Origin of the sequence: Micromonospora auratinigra (assembly GCF_900089595.1) — a bacterium.
Classification (GTDB): domain Bacteria; phylum Actinomycetota; class Actinomycetes; order Mycobacteriales; family Micromonosporaceae; genus Micromonospora; species Micromonospora auratinigra.
The window spans coordinates 671,118-684,941 of record NZ_LT594323.1 but is presented as its reverse complement, the minus strand read 5'-3'; the positions used below and the strand labels follow the sequence as shown (position 1 = coordinate 684,941).

Here is a 13,824-nt window from a genome sequence, read left to right as displayed (position 1 = left end):
CAGCCTAGAAAGACCTGACTGGATGAGCCAGGAAGAGTTCCCGCAGGACGGCATCCGAGCCGCCGCATCGATGAACGAGATACGCGTTCGGGTACGCGAGGTGGAGAAGCTGTTCGCGGAGCAGGCAGCGATCGGCCTGTGGGAGTTCTACTCCCTCACCGCGGTCGCCACCAACTCGCCGCCGATGAGGATGGGCACACTTGCCGTGCTGCTGGGCCTGCACAAGAGTCAGGCCGCGGTCCTCGTACGGAGGATGGAGCGGCGGAACCTGCTCACGCGGGAGGTGTCCGAGGGCGACCGGCGCGGCCGTGACGTGTTCCTGACCGAGGCCGGTCGGGTCACCCTCGACGAAGCAGTCCAGGTCTTCTCCGGCGCGATGCAGCGCGTCCGCGCCGGGAATCCGGGATCCCCGCCGCCGGAAGAGCCAGGTGGCCACCCGGGTGGCGCCTGTGAGCGAGCGCCGACGACGACCTCACCGACGCGGAGATCCGCGACGACGAGAGAGCCGACCCTGTAGGCGACGCGCTCCGCCGTCGCGTGGTGTACCGCACGGGGCATCCCCATCGGGTGCTGTCAGACAACGGGTCGGCCTGCACATCCTTCGCCTACCACGAGCTGAACATCGGCATCGCCCGCCGGCTTCGGGTCAACCACCAGTCGAGCATTTTTACCGCGCCATGACCGACGGCCGGGCCCTGGCCCGCTTCCACGACTCCGAGCGAGCCCGCAGGAAGGCCTCAGCGACCTTCCTGCAAACTGTCGGCAACCGTTGCGGGAGTTGACCCGCTCGTCGCCGCGCGATGCCCTTACGCGGCACCGTAGATCGCATCCGCCTCGACAGTCATCAACGCCTGTGCGAACGTGCCGACCGTCACCGGAAACACACCCGCGCCCTCGATACGCACGCGCATCAGGCGCGGAGGCTGCATACCGCCCGAAGTGGGCCATCGCGCTCTCTCCTCCGACTTGATCGTCTTGACGGAACAACGCGACGACCGTCGCCCGGCTACGCAACACGACCATCGGGCAACCTGTCCACCACCCCGCTGAACGCAGCACGCTACAGCTTCACGTGCACGGTTTCGGGATCAGCCAGATATGGGCCAGGATACAGAAGACGTCGAATTGAAGCACTGGCTTCGAGTTGGGCACCGATCGGCATGGCTGGCATTAGGCAATACATCTTCGTCGGCCCATCCTGCTCCTCCGGTCGCGCCATGTACCCTGAGCCGTAGGGATTGGCAGGCGTTGGGCTCATGAAATAGCAGGGGAACATGTAAAAATTGTCATTTCCGCCAGGCAAGGTGACTTTGATCTTAATATTCTCGATCCAGACTGTCGCCCCTGGCGCCGTCAAGCCGTAGGTAAGAAATGCAGTGTCGGCAATACCGCTCCCCAACTGGCACAATGTTAGCTGCAGCGAGGGGCCACCGCCTCCCGTTTGGCAGGTTCGAGTGAGACCACCGCCAGTTGGGGCCGGCGGAACACTGCTCGCATGCGCCGCCGAGGACGGAATCAGCAGTGCAGCAACCACAGCTAGTGCGACCACCCGGATCCAATAAAGGAGATGCGAATACATCTTCGCGAACATGAAACGCCCTTCCCGCGCAGGTAACGCCCCAGTGCCGTCGGACCAACGACTCCCACGCCGTATGCCGTCGTACATCATCCGACAATTTTGACTGTTCCAAAAGTGGGGGTTCCACCCAGCCGGGACACGCTATGACTGCCGCCCGTGCGCCACCAGTGGCGCCAGGCACGTGCCGACGCCGACCTCGACCGCCGCACACCTTCCGCAAGACCGCGGTCACCCTCATCAAGGAGAAGACCGCCACAGCCCAACTCAGCCACTCCGGCGAGGAGGTCACCGAGACCCACTACGTCACCATGCCCGCTCAAGCCCTAGACGTGTCTTGCATCCTCAAGGGACTCGGCATCAGCCGGAAGGGGCCGCAGCACCAGGGCGATCGTGGGTTGGTCCGCGGCGACGAACAAGCGAACCGCTGGTCCTCGCCACCCTGGACGTGGGGTTGTGGCGCCGCTACAGCGCCGGCCAACCCGTCGGGGCGGACCTGGCGCGTCACCGCGACGCGCGAGGTGGTGGGAGCCAACAGCCGAGGTCTCCACGCCGCCGTGGGCCTCGGAAGCTGAAACGCCGTCTTCTTGTCTGCCATGACCTGGCCCTTCCCAGACGGGATCAACGTCCTGCCCAACGGACCGCACCCAGGTCAAACACGGAAATCTACGCAGCCCTCGCTCGTGGTCGTGACCGCCGGCCGGCCCGCGGTGCATCTCTGCCTTGGGCCGGCCGGGCGGCTGCTACGGCTTCGTGGGCCGCTCGCGGTCGAGGTTGAGGCGATCCAACTGGTCGTCGAACGTGGTGAGCCGCTGTGCCTTCGAGGGGTCCGCCCGCACCGCGGCCGGGGCCACGCCCGCCCATTCGAGAAGCTTGGCGGTGGCAAGAGACTTTTCGGAATCGTTGAGTCCACCGATAACCGCCAGGTGGTGGTTGGCTCCGGGTGCGACGAAGACGAAGGAGTCGCTGCTACCCGGGCCGAGGCGGAACGGCTCGGCACCCCATGGGTCATTCTGGCCGTAGATGAAGAGCATGTGCTCAGCGCGATGGCGGACCCATTCGTCAACGTCCCGCATCGCGCCTGAGTCGAAGGCCGGCATGACGATACCGTGCGGCACGAAGTTGCGGGGCGGCTGGTATCCGTAGCGGATCAGCCGTGGCTCGATGTATGGGAAGTGAGGGCTCGGAGCACCGAGCTGGGTGCCGGCCTGGTAGAAGTATGGCTGGAAGAGCACTAGGCCCTGATCGGTGTAGTACCAGAACCCAACCAGTTCTTCGATCGAATCCCAGATCTCCTGGTCGGTTGCCTTGGTGGCATTCGCCGGGATCTTGTCGCAGTCCGCCAGCGTATCGACCTGCCAGAAGCTCCATACGTAGTCGAGAACCGTCATCTCAAACGCCCGGTCCATGTCGCCGATGTAGTTGAACGAGTACGAATTCTCGGTCGCATACGCCTCGTAGAGCTTCTCCAGCGGCTCTCGGCGCACCAGCGCCTCGCGCTGCATGCCGTTCAACCGGTCCCGGCATTCCGCGGTGCCGACGGTGGCAAAGAAGTTGTCATAGGCCGAGTCCTCGTCGTTCACTACATCGTTCGGGGCGACGTACGCGGCGACTCCGTCCATGTCATTCGGGTAGAGGCGTTCGTAGTAGGTGGCGGTCATGCCACCCTTGGAGACACCGCTCGCGAGCCAATTCTTCGGGTAAAGCGGCTTCAGCGCGCGGAAGATCCGGTGCTGATCGCTGGCTGCCTGCCAAATATCCAGTTTCGACCAGTCGGCCGGGTCGGGTCGCGACGGGGTGAAGAAGCGGTATTCCATCGAAACCTGATTGCCGTCGACAATCTGAGTCGGTTCTCGCCGGCTCGGATTGGTGGAGACGTTGTACCCGCCAGTGTAGAAGACTGTCGGGCGGTTCGTATCCTTGTGCAGGACAGTGATCCGCTGCTGGAAGGTATTTCCGCTCAGATCCCGGTGATCTACCGGTTGCGTGTAGTTCAGGATAAAGAATCTGTAGCCAGGGTAGGGCTTATCCTCGATCAGACTCATACCCGGAATCGCAAGCAGTTGGTCCTTGATATCGTCGTTTCGCGATGACGCGGCATTGGCCACTCCTGCTCCACTCATCGCGCCCACCATCACGGCGAGGGTTAGCAGCCATCCAAACAATCTGCGCATGCGTGGTCCCATCTTTGGAGCTAGTGTGTCCTCAAAGGAGGGTATTCCAATTTCGCAGTTGGCCAATCGGGGTAAACCCCCAAGATCGGCCCATGCGGGGTGGCCGCCCAATGGCGACATCGGAAGTCTGGTTGAGCCGCCCCCGCTTTCATGGAGCTTCTTGACCATGGTCTGATGACCGTGGGGGAGGAAGTCGTCCGTGGCAGCACCGAAGAAATACCCCGTTCCCGGCCCGCCCGCAGCCACTGGTAGAAGGCGCTGTGACCGACGCCGAGGAGCCGGCAGAGCAGACGGACCGGGTAGGTGGTCTTCTCCGCGTCGATGAACCGGTACACGTCGGTCCGGTTCACCGCTCCGTCTCGCGTGCGAAGAAGACCGCGGCTTTCTTCAGGATCTCCTTCTCCAGCTCCAGCTGGGCGACCTGACGCCGCAGCCGCAGCAGCTCGGCCCGCTCGTCAGCGGCCAAGTCGTTGGTCCGGCCGCCATCGCGTTCCTGCCGCAGCTGCGCGACCCAAGTTGCGTAGCGTCTCGTGGCTGACGCCCAACTCCCGGCCGACGTCACGGATCGTGCGACCGGAGTCGACAGAGCCACCGGCAGCCGGTCACAGAGTCGGACCAGTTCACTGACGAACCAGCGTCGCGGCCTGGCGGCGGAACTCCTCGGGGTACTTGCTCTGTCGAGCCACAGCGTTTTCCTCCTCCTCGGCAGGATGCCAAGTCAGAAGGTGTCCGGTCTCAGTGGTCACTTCACCCACCCAGCGACCAGCGACCAGCGACCAGCGACCAGCGTGCCGCGCTGCTGCCACACCCGGCGGATGGCACGGCGCGGCACAGTGGGTCATGCGTGGCCGAAGCTGCTGCCCCGTCTTGGTCGGGCCAGTTGGACCAGCGCGCGCCGCCGTCGTACGTGCAGGGTCGAGCCGGCGGCGGTGGCGGAGACCGACGCGGACGTGGCTTCTGAGCACGGACGCCGGCGCCGATGATCGGGCGCCGGCTCAGAGAACAGCTGCTATGGGGCTCGTCCGTCACCGCGACCGACGCGCACGGTACCGGCACCCAGGCAGCCGGCTGCGCCGGGCCAGATAACAGTCGTCGCCGGGAGCGATCTGCTGCCTTGACGGCTACAGTGTGCGGCCGTGCGCGTCCACGGCTGCAATGCCGTCCAGTGATGTTCCCGGCCTCAGCTGCGCCGGATCGAACCAGAAGATCACCACCTGCCCGTCGCGGCTCCACCTGACCAACCGAGCCTCGACCTCGCGCCCCGCGGCGGTGCCGACGATCCGCTTCGCCGGCCCGACGAAGTAGCCGAAGGTGGGCACGGCGGGACTGGTTCGAATGGGCCCCGGCTGGTCGTAGCCGATCTGGTGGAACCCCGGCCGGCGGTCATTTCCCTCGGTGTCGTTGACCACGAAATCCGACGTCAGCCTCCCGTCGGCGGCACGGCGGCCGGCAACCAGTCCGATCGTCACGTGCGGCTGCCTCGGCACCTCCACCGGAACGACGTAGAAGACCCGCTCCTCACTGCCATACCAGATCCCGCTGGCCACCACAGCGCCCACCGGTCGTGGCTGCGGTGTGCTCTCGCTCGGGGAGGCGGTCGCTGCGGGTCGGGTGGTCGTAGTGGTAGCGGCCGGCGCAGGGGTGAGCTCCGGTCCAGGTGGGTGGGCCACCTGCACGCCGAGGGCCACCCCGGCGATGACCGCCGTCGCCAGCGCCGCTGCTCCTGCGCCGGCGAGCCGGCGGCGCTGACGCAGCTGGCGGCCGTCGCGCATGACCGCGGCCAGGTCGAGGACACCCTGGCTGGTGACTTCCGTCGTCCTCATCGCTCGACGGAGCTGCTCCGCCTCGTTCATGTGCAGGTCTCCTGCGTCTGCGGCATGCGGTTGCTGGTGCGCAGCTTCGCCAGGGCCCGGGCACTGGTGCTCTTGACCGTCCCGACGGATACGTCGAGCTCGCGGGCCACCTGCGTCTCCGGAAGGTCGAAGTAGTAGCGCAATACGACGATGGCGCGCTCGCGGGGACTGAGCGTCCCGAGGAGGGCGAGCAACCAGCGACGGGTCGCAACCTCCTCGGCGACATCGCCGCCGAGCTGCTCCGGAAGATCCTCGCTGGGGAATTCGCGAATCGGCCGTCGCCAGGTGTCGATGAGGTGGTTGACCAGCACCGACCGGGCGTAGCCGTAGGCGTCACTGTCACGCACCCGCGACCAGGACGCGTACGTGCGGACCAGGGCCGTCTGGGCGGCGTCTTCGGCCTGATGGTGGTTCCCGGTCATCAGAAATGCGGCATGGACCAAACGTCTGGACGCCGTCGAGGCGAACTCGACGAACTCCGCGTCACCCCGGGCCATGCCGGTCCTTCTCCATTCCCACGTCGGCCAGGACGGGTGGGACGGGGCAAAGGTTGAGTCCACGCGACACCAACTTTGCGGCGGGACGACCCGTCCTTCTCGCTACCCGGCACCGACCGGCGCCGGGCAAGGAGGAGGAACACATGGTGGCCAATACTAGGAGCGCCGTCCGTGTCGGTGGGTCGTCAGGGCTGGTGCTGGCGGCGATGCTGCTGTCAGGCTGTGCCGCACCGGCGTCCGGCGGGTCGTCGGTCCCGGCGGCTCCCACCGGACGTGCGGAGGCTCCGGCGCGAGTCACGTCACCGCCCGGGGCATCTCGGACGGCCGCCCCGGTGACCTATCCCGCCGATGGTGGCAACCGGTGGCGTGGCGCTGCCGCAGAGGTGACAGCCCCGCACGGTACGGGCAGACTGCTGCGATACCGGGTGGGCATGGAGCGCGACATCCAGGGCCTCCCGGTGACCCAGTTCGCCGCCGAGGTCAGCAGGACGTTGAACCACCCCCAGGGGTGGACCGCGGACGGCAGGCTACGACTGCGCCGGGTCGGCTGGGACCAACCGAGCGACTTCACCATCTACCTGGCCACGCCCGGCACCCGCGACGTGTTGTGCCAGGACACGCCGGACGGCTACACGTCCTGCCGCACCGGCGACCGGGTGGTCCTCAACGTGGCCCGCTGGGTCAACGGGGTACCCGGCTACGGAGCGAGCCTCGCCACCTACCACGCCTACATGGTCAACCACGAAGTCGGACACCGCCTCGGTCACGGTCACGAACTGTGCCCGGGACGAGGGCAACCGGCCCCCGTCATGCAGCAGCAGACGCTGGGCCTGCACGGCTGCACCGCCAACGCCGCGCCGTACCTCGACGGCGAGCGCTACACGGGCCCGTCGGGCGCGTACGACGACCCTGTCCCGCCCCGCGACCACAGCCGGATGGGCTGAGCGGCGGAGGCAGCTGTCACACCTGGCCAGACGGCTCTTCGATCGTGTCGCGCCCGAGCGTCGTCGACCCGGGGTGAGTTCGGCTGCCGCAGCAGGTGGAGCAGTGGAGCGCACGGCAGAAAGCCGGCGCCGCGCCGGGCAGCGTGTACGACCAGGCAGAGTCGGCGTTCCGTCGCACCGCGCTGGAAAGTTGGCGGCTGGACGCCCTGGAGCTTCACCGACCCGCAGCCCCTGCCCTGCCAGGACTGCGGAACGCCGCTTGAACCGCTGCTGACGATCGCCTCGAGCGAGTGGGACGACAGCAACCACAGCTGGATCCCTACGGCATCTTCGCCATCGCCGAGGGCCTCACCGCCAATCATGTGCCCTGCCCATCAGCGCACGACCGCGCCCGCAACCGGCACCGCCTGGTCCAAGAGCGCCGTCCGCGTCATCCTCACCAACCCCCGCTATACCGGCCGGCAGGTGTGGAACAAGCAACGCACCGACAAGGTGCTGCTCGACGTCGACGACGTGGCGATGGGCCACACCGGGGTGATGCACTGGAACGCTCGCGACAAGTGGGTGGTCTCCAAGGAGATCACCCACGAGCCACTCATCGACGACGCGACCTTCGAGCAGGCCCAAGCCATCCTGCGACGGCGGGGCCGGGGACCCGGTGGACAACACGTAAGGCAGCGCACCCGCAACCCGTACGTCTTCCGCGGACTGATCTACTGCGCCGCCCGCAACCGACGCATGCAGGGCCAGTACAACCACGGCGACGCCTACTACCGCTGCCGATTCCCCCAGGAGTACGCCCTCGCCAACCAGGTCCCACATCCCCGCAACGTGTACCTCCGGGAAGACGCCCTCACCGACCCCCTCGACACCTGGCTGGCCTCCGCCTTCGCACCCCACCGCATCGAACAAACGATCACCGCGATGACCGACGCCCAGCCCCTAAATCACCCGCCCGCAACCGGCACAGCAGCCCAGAAGATCATCACCGAGTGCGACGCCAAGCTGGAGCGCTACCGCGCCGCCCTCGACGCTGGTGCCGACCCCGCGGTCGTCACTGGTTGGATCACCCAGACACAGGCCGAACGCGCCCGCGCGGAAGCAGATCTAGGCGCGAACGCGGGTACCACACCGCGCCGGATGAGCCGAGCAGAAATCACGACCCTGGTGACCGCGCTCGGCGACATCGCCGCCGTGCTCCGCGACGCCAACCCGGCCGATAAGGCCGAGGTCTACCGGCAGCTCGGCCTTCGGCTCACCTTCCGGCCTGAAACGCAAACGGTGCGCGCTTCAGTGGATCTAAGCGCGCACCGTGGGGTAATGGTTTGTGTCCGAGGATCAACACAAACCAAAACCCAACCGGGCCCCACGCTGTCCGCGTCGATCCCATTGCTGTGACGGCTGATCGTTCGGCGGTGCTCCACCCCCGCCACCTATGGGTGGAGCAGTTCGTGGGGAGCCCGCCTTCTCAGCGTCTATCGATTCCTGATCCTGCTCCCTCTCTCTCCGTCTCTGCGATAGCCTACGTCGAACCACGGGTCCATTTAGGACGCCGTCGAGGACCAAGGTTCCCAGCCTGGGTAGATGAGGTCGCAGTCGCGCAGGGTGCCGCCGACTTCGGGGAAGTGGCGGTGCTTGTTCAGGCGGCAGATCTCCGGCCACCGGTCGGCGTCGCCGAGCCAGTCTTTGGCGACCTTGGACAGGGTGTCGTGTCGCTCGACGGTGTAGAGGTATCGGGTGTGGGCGACCTGGATCAGCGCGGGTCCGCGCGCAACGGCCTGTCGAGGGACGGCCTGTGCAGCGTCTACTGGGGCGACCGCGGCGGGTGACCTGCCTCCCCCGTCGATGGCGGAGAGGTTGCCGGCGGAGGTGACGGCGATCGCCGCGGTACCGGCCAAACCGAACACGAGCCGGTGCAGCGGTGCGGGAAGTCGCAGCACCCGGATCCGCGAGCGGGTCGCGAGGGCAACCAGTTCGGCGACCAGTAGCAGCGCCAGGGCAGCCCACAGGAGCCACAGCACCCAGATGACTGCGCCCGCGAGCACGGTCGGGGTGAATCGTCCGCTGGGCTGGTCGAACCACGCCACCAGCTGCGACCCCGACGGCAACCGCCGTACAGGATTGCCGCCGAGAAGCAACAGCAGGGCAGGTAGCCCACCCAGGAAAGCCGCCGAGCCCACAGCGGCACGGATCATCCGGGCCAGGGAGGACGCCCGCTGCGCCGAACGACGCGGCGCAGTCTGGACGGGTGGGGCGTAGACCGTGGGACGCACGTACTCGGCCAGCCGGTCACCTCTACCCGGGGACTCCTGCGGCACCCTGTCTCCCCCCGCCCGATACCGACCTCCTTCTCGCATACAGGGCAACGGGCGCCGATGACCATCCCGCGAGGAAGGATTCTCACCATCCGCGCACAAAGGATCACTCGACAGAGCGGCGATTGACGATCTCCACCCCCGCCGAGAGAGACTGCCTCACATGCCAAACGGGGGCATCCGACTGTCGATCGACCTCACCTCGGCGGTCATCGCCGCCACCGCCGACTTACACGGCACCCGGATCCCCGTCATGCTCAACGGCCGCATCGTCATGCCTCACGGGCTCAGCGTCGGCCCCTCCGGTCAGCTACACGTGGGCGCAGCCGCGCCGTCCGAGCCCTCGGCGGACCACCAGTTCATCGACGATCCGCTGGAGCTGCTCGGCGCAGCCAGGAACCAGCCGCCGCTCGACGCCGTGCAGTTGCTCGCCGGTCAGCTGTGGCACATCGCCGATCAGGCCGTCCGGCAGACCGGAGTTCCCGTCGACGCTCTCACCGTCACGATCCCCTCGGCCTGGGGGCCTCGGCGACGAGGGCATCTGACCGACGCGGCGACTCGCGCCAGTCTCCCCGCCCCCGCCATGGTCACCGCGCCAGCTGCACTCGCCGCCTACGCCACAGCCGGCACCGTCCCTAACGGCTCCTGCCTGCTGGTCTGCCAAGCCGACCGGCACCGGATCACCCTGACCGTCCTCCAAGCCGACCCCGACGGATACCGCGAACTCGCGACCCGACCGATCAGCCTGACCCACGACCTGGACCACGCGCTCGCCCAGCAGCTCACCGGCACTAGCACCAAGGACGACGACCCGCCGCCGGCCGAGACAACCCAATCCGCTCAGGAACACGGTGCGGTAGCGCTGCTGGAGTCCATCCGCCAGGCCCGGCAACTCCTGACGACGCAGGACCGCGCACCCGTCCTCCTACCCGCACCCCGCCAGCCCGCCGTCATCACCCGCGACGACGTCACCGCCGCAGCCCAGCCACTCCTCGACGCAGTCGACGGCGCGGTCCAGGACATCCTCGACGCGGCTGACGTAGACCGTCACCACCTCGCCAACGTCATCCACCACGAAGCCGAAGCGATACCGGGCCTGCAAGAGCGGCTCGCGGCAGCCACCGGTCACACGCCGACCAGCCTCATCGGCCACTCCCACGCCCTCGCCGACGGCGCCTTGTCCCTCACCACAGCGCACCACCACGCACAACCCACCGCCGCCGACACCCAACTACCACGGGTGCGACTCCGTATCCGGGACCTGACCAGCGCCATTCTCATCGGCGGCTGCTCCCTCGCCCTGCTCCTACAGGCAGTCTTCACCGCAGATGTCGTCACCGTCGACTACCGAGTCATCGGCGTGCGCACCTCACTGCCCCAGCTCGGCGTCGCAGGCGCACTCGCCATGATCACCGCGTTCGCCGTGGCGCACCTCGCCCCCACCACCTGGCTCGCCGGAACGTCCACCCCGACCACACCCGAGCCGGCGACCGGCAGCCTCATCCGACGCGGATACCTCGCCGCCGCAGCCGGCGGCACGATCGCCGCAGCCCTCTACGGCCTCGCCACCGGCACCGCCGTCGAATACGACTACCAGCCGTACCTGAAATGGACCCTGGGCTCCGCGCTACCGCTTGCCGCCTGCGCCGCCGTCATCGCGGCCACAGCACCCCGCATCCCCGCCCCGCAGCTGCCCGACTGGCTCGCACGCACCCGACCAGCGGTCCTACACACCGCAACCGCCGGCATCGGCATCTACCTCATGCAGGCAGCACTCACCCTCACCCCACCGGTCGACCTCACCGGCATGCCCGGCCTCATCGGCAGCGCCGGAGCCGCGCTGCTCGGCATCGCCACCGCCCTGACCGCCAGCCGAAGCCGCACCATCCGCACCGTCACCGCACCCGGCCTCGCCATCGGCTACGCCATCGTCGTCACCAGCAACACCAGCAGCGCACTGATCATCGGCTACCTCGTCGCCCTCACCTGGTGGGCAACCCACCTCGCCGCACACACCCTGCGACTCGCCTACCCCAACGTCAGGCAGACGCTAGGCCGTCTCACGGGCGGCCCCACCGCCTGACAGCGCCAGAGCCAAGCATCGAGCGGGTGAGGTCGCCGGTTCAAGCGACGCGCTCGCCGACGTTCAGGTGGAGGACGCCGTCGTCACCTGCGCCGGTACAAGTGTCTAGCCGCTGACAGGCCGCCAGATCGGCGGCGTCCACTCCATGCAAGCCAGCCCGCCGAGCTCTCCGCTCGGCGGGCTATCTGCACGCGTCCGTTCGAGCGAGCGAGGCATCGCATCAAGGCGTTCATCCGAGTTCCGACGACGTTCGGCTCAACCAGTCCGAACCCACCGACCTCTTCAGCCGGCCGACGTACCCGGCCAAGACCGCTGGCGACATACGCACTCCGGCTATCGCCGCAGTGCGGTCACTGCCGCCGCGAGCACCTCACCCTCAGCAGCTACAGCGAAAGGCCAAGACCATGCGAACACTTCAGAATCGCCCGATCTTCATCGTCTCGAACACAGGAGTGGCTACTACCGCCCTGGCAGAACACTCCTGCACGCCCGGATCCCGTACGGGCGCACGTGCCATCTCACAGCCGAGCAACGGCACCCCCAGAGCCCTCTGTCCGCTGGTCAGCGACCTGAAGGCCCACAACAAGGATGCCTGCTCAGGCGCTCCGCAAAGCCAGCAGCGCATCGCGGCCACCGCGATCGAGAGCGCGCTTGACACCTGGCGGCCACAACGGGTGGATAGACGTCCACAAGCGACAAATGACGCGACCGCACATCGCGGCGGCAGCACGATCAACCCCCGGTCCCAGCGGCGCTGTGACCCCGAAAGGAAGCCCGATCCATGCCCGTCCTATCCCCGCCCAGGCCCCGAATTCGTGCCGTCTGGCGTCGGCACCAACCGGCGATCTGCCGGCCGCACCACACCACGCCAGCGGCCCCGTTCGGCCAACACCTGGGGCCGGCGATGAACAGCCCCGCCGCCCCCGAATGGCGGCCCGACCCGCTACTGACCATCGACGAACTCGCCGCCTGGCTGGGCAAGCCGAAGAACACCCTCTACGCCTGGCACAGCCGCGGCAAGGGCCCCCGCGCCATCCGTGTCGGCAACACGCTGCGCTGGCGGCGCAGCGAGGTCGAACGCTGGCTCGACGACCACACCGACGCGGAGCGGTGAGCCATGGCCCGACCTGAACTGCCGATCGGCACCTCGGGCAAGATCCGCACCGAGAAGCTCGGCCCCAACCGGTTCCGGGCACGCGCCCGGTTCCGTGACTACGACGGCAAGACCCGCGACATCGAGGCCACCGACACCACCGGCCCGGCCGCTGAACGAGCTCTGAAGGTCAAGCTCCGCGACCGCGCCACCCCCAACGACGACGACATCACCCGCGAGACCCGCGTCAGCAGACTCGCCGAGCTGTGGGTCGAAGAGATCACCGCCGAGGAACGGATCGCACCCCAGACCATCCACCGGTACGAGACCAGCGTTCGCACCACGATCGCGCCCGCCCTGGGCAACCTCCGGATCCGAGAAGCCAGCGTCGGCCGCCTCGACCGGTTCCTACGCGACATCGCCAAGGATCGCCCTTCGACGGCCAAGGGCGTCAAGGTCGTCCTCGGCCAGATGTTCGCGTTGGCCGTACGCCACGGCGCGATCCCGACCAACCCCGTACGCGACACCAGGCGGCTACGTAAACCCCGCCGGACAGTAGTCGCTCTCACCGATGAGCATCTCCAGGCAGTTCGCACGGCCATCCGCGAATGGCAGCAACCGGTCGCCGGCAAGCCGGGGCCCCGACACACCGGCGACCTGGCCGACGTCGTCGACCTCATGCTCGCCACCGGTGCGCGCATCGGAGAGATCCTCGCCCTGCGCTGGGAAGACCTGGACCTCGCCGCCGAACGACCGACCCTGACGATCTGCGGCACCCTGGTCTTCGTCAAAGGCCAGGGTCTCTTCCGACAACCGAGGACCAAGAGTGACGCCGGCTATCGGATGGTCGTCCTGCCGCGGTTCGCGGTCGGCATGCTCCTGGCCCGGAAGCTCGGCGCCGCAGAGAATCCGCGTGACGCGATCTTCGCCTCTCGACGCGGCACCTGGCTGTCGCCCAACAACGTGCGCCGCCAGTGGCGCCAGGCACGTGCCGACGCCGACCTCGACTGGGTCACCCCGCACACCTTCCGCAAGACCGTGGCCACCCTGATCAAGGAGGAGACCGACACCAAGAGCGCCGCAGCCCAGCTTGGGCACTCCAGCGAGGAGGTCACCGAGACCTACTACATCGCCAAGCCCGTCCAAGCCCCGGACGTGTCCGACATCCTCGAGCGACTCGGCACCAGCCGGAAGGGGCAGCAGCCACCAGCAGCACACAACGATGCACACCGATGATGAACTTGGTTGCCGTACCCCGTAAATGGGGGGTTTTCGGGGGGCGGTTCAAA

At 67.5% G+C, this 13,824-nt stretch carries 11 protein-coding genes and 1 pseudogene; 6 read left to right on the top strand and 6 right to left on the bottom strand.

Annotated elements, in window-relative coordinates; translation table 11 throughout:
• Positions 1-22: 22 nt before the first annotated feature.
• Entirely contained in the window at positions 23-517 is a 495-nt protein-coding gene (locus tag GA0070611_RS03170) for a MarR family winged helix-turn-helix transcriptional regulator (RefSeq protein WP_157740172.1), read from the top strand.
• A gap of 543 nt (positions 518-1,060) precedes the next feature.
• Here the strand turns inward: GA0070611_RS03170 and GA0070611_RS30945 are convergent.
• The 5 genes and pseudogenes from GA0070611_RS30945 to GA0070611_RS03150 all read right to left on the bottom strand — a co-directional run bounded on the left by GA0070611_RS30945 (position 1,061) and on the right by GA0070611_RS03150 (position 6,100).
• The gene (locus GA0070611_RS30945) at positions 1,061-1,591 is read right to left on the bottom strand and encodes a hypothetical protein (protein WP_157740171.1); all 531 of its coding nucleotides are present in this window, start codon (positions 1,589-1,591) and stop codon (positions 1,061-1,063) included.
• Between the two features lie 728 nt (positions 1,592-2,319).
• Complete coding sequence (locus GA0070611_RS03160) at positions 2,320-3,711, bottom strand: alpha/beta hydrolase family protein (protein ID WP_197675839.1); 1,392 nt, start codon at positions 3,709-3,711, stop codon at positions 2,320-2,322.
• Positions 3,712-4,205: 494 nt separating this feature from the next.
• Positions 4,206-4,325, bottom strand: a pseudogene (locus GA0070611_RS32465) (hypothetical protein); the annotation flags it as partial.
• Positions 4,326-4,871: 546 nt separating this feature from the next.
• Complete coding sequence (locus GA0070611_RS03155; RefSeq protein ID WP_091657037.1) at positions 4,872-5,603, bottom strand: hypothetical protein; 732 nt, start codon at positions 5,601-5,603, stop codon at positions 4,872-4,874.
• Positions 5,600-6,100, bottom strand: coding sequence for a SigE family RNA polymerase sigma factor (locus GA0070611_RS03150; protein WP_091657034.1), 501 nt, complete (start codon positions 6,098-6,100; stop codon positions 5,600-5,602). Before GA0070611_RS03150 ends, GA0070611_RS03155 begins: the two co-directional genes overlap by 4 nt.
• On the opposite strand from GA0070611_RS03150, the gene GA0070611_RS03145 reads away from it, so the two are divergent.
• Positions 6,031-7,044: a DUF3152 domain-containing protein gene (locus tag GA0070611_RS03145; protein ID WP_331715331.1), complete on the top strand. Its 1,014-nt coding sequence runs from the start codon at positions 6,031-6,033 to the stop codon at positions 7,042-7,044. The two genes, GA0070611_RS03150 and GA0070611_RS03145, sit on opposite strands and share 70 nt — an antisense overlap.
• Before the next feature lie 360 nt (positions 7,045-7,404).
• Positions 7,405-8,442: a recombinase family protein gene (locus GA0070611_RS03140; protein WP_091657031.1), complete on the top strand. Its 1,038-nt coding sequence runs from the start codon at positions 7,405-7,407 to the stop codon at positions 8,440-8,442.
• A gap of 146 nt (positions 8,443-8,588) precedes the next feature.
• On the opposite strand, the gene GA0070611_RS03135 is transcribed toward GA0070611_RS03140, so the two are convergent.
• Positions 8,589-9,239 carry a LysM peptidoglycan-binding domain-containing protein gene (locus GA0070611_RS03135; protein WP_197675838.1) on the bottom strand — a complete coding sequence of 217 codons (651 nt, stop codon included), beginning with the start codon at positions 9,237-9,239 and terminating at the stop codon, positions 8,589-8,591.
• A gap of 283 nt (positions 9,240-9,522) precedes the next feature.
• Between GA0070611_RS03135 and GA0070611_RS03130 the strand changes: the two genes are divergently transcribed.
• From GA0070611_RS03130 to GA0070611_RS03120, 3 genes are all read left to right on the top strand, one after another.
• The gene (locus GA0070611_RS03130; RefSeq protein ID WP_091657026.1) at positions 9,523-11,442 is read left to right on the top strand and encodes an Hsp70 family protein; all 1,920 of its coding nucleotides are present in this window, start codon (positions 9,523-9,525) and stop codon (positions 11,440-11,442) included.
• A 904-nt stretch (positions 11,443-12,346) separates the two neighbouring features.
• A complete protein-coding gene (locus GA0070611_RS03125; RefSeq protein ID WP_091657022.1) occupies positions 12,347-12,556 on the top strand; it encodes a helix-turn-helix transcriptional regulator in 210 nt (69 codons plus the stop codon).
• A 3-nt stretch (positions 12,557-12,559) separates the two neighbouring features.
• Positions 12,560-13,771: a tyrosine-type recombinase/integrase gene (locus tag GA0070611_RS03120; protein WP_091657017.1), complete on the top strand. Its 1,212-nt coding sequence runs from the start codon at positions 12,560-12,562 to the stop codon at positions 13,769-13,771.
• Positions 13,772-13,824 lie beyond the last annotated feature (53 nt).

Coding starts and splice junctions, on each gene's coding strand:
- GA0070611_RS03170 (WP_157740172.1), top strand. CDS start 23: ATGAGCCAGGAAGAGTTCCCGCAGGACGGCATCCGAGCCGCCGCATCG.
- GA0070611_RS03130 (WP_091657026.1), top strand. CDS start 9,523: ATGCCAAACGGGGGCATCCGACTGTCGATCGACCTCACCTCGGCGGTC.
- GA0070611_RS03125 (WP_091657022.1), top strand. CDS start 12,347: ATGAACAGCCCCGCCGCCCCCGAATGGCGGCCCGACCCGCTACTGACC.
- GA0070611_RS03155 (WP_091657037.1), bottom strand. CDS start 5,603: ATGAACGAGGCGGAGCAGCTCCGTCGAGCGATGAGGACGACGGAAGTC.
- GA0070611_RS30945 (WP_157740171.1), bottom strand. CDS start 1,591: ATGTTCGCGAAGATGTATTCGCATCTCCTTTATTGGATCCGGGTGGTC.
- GA0070611_RS03140 (WP_091657031.1), top strand. CDS start 7,405: ATGTGCCCTGCCCATCAGCGCACGACCGCGCCCGCAACCGGCACCGCC.
- GA0070611_RS03150 (WP_091657034.1), bottom strand. CDS start 6,100: ATGGCCCGGGGTGACGCGGAGTTCGTCGAGTTCGCCTCGACGGCGTCC.
- GA0070611_RS03145 (WP_331715331.1), top strand. CDS start 6,031: ATGCGGCATGGACCAAACGTCTGGACGCCGTCGAGGCGAACTCGACGA.
- GA0070611_RS03135 (WP_197675838.1), bottom strand. CDS start 9,239: ATGATCCGTGCCGCTGTGGGCTCGGCGGCTTTCCTGGGTGGGCTACCT.
- GA0070611_RS03120 (WP_091657017.1), top strand. CDS start 12,560: ATGGCCCGACCTGAACTGCCGATCGGCACCTCGGGCAAGATCCGCACC.
- GA0070611_RS03160 (WP_197675839.1), bottom strand. CDS start 3,711: ATGGTGGGCGCGATGAGTGGAGCAGGAGTGGCCAATGCCGCGTCATCG.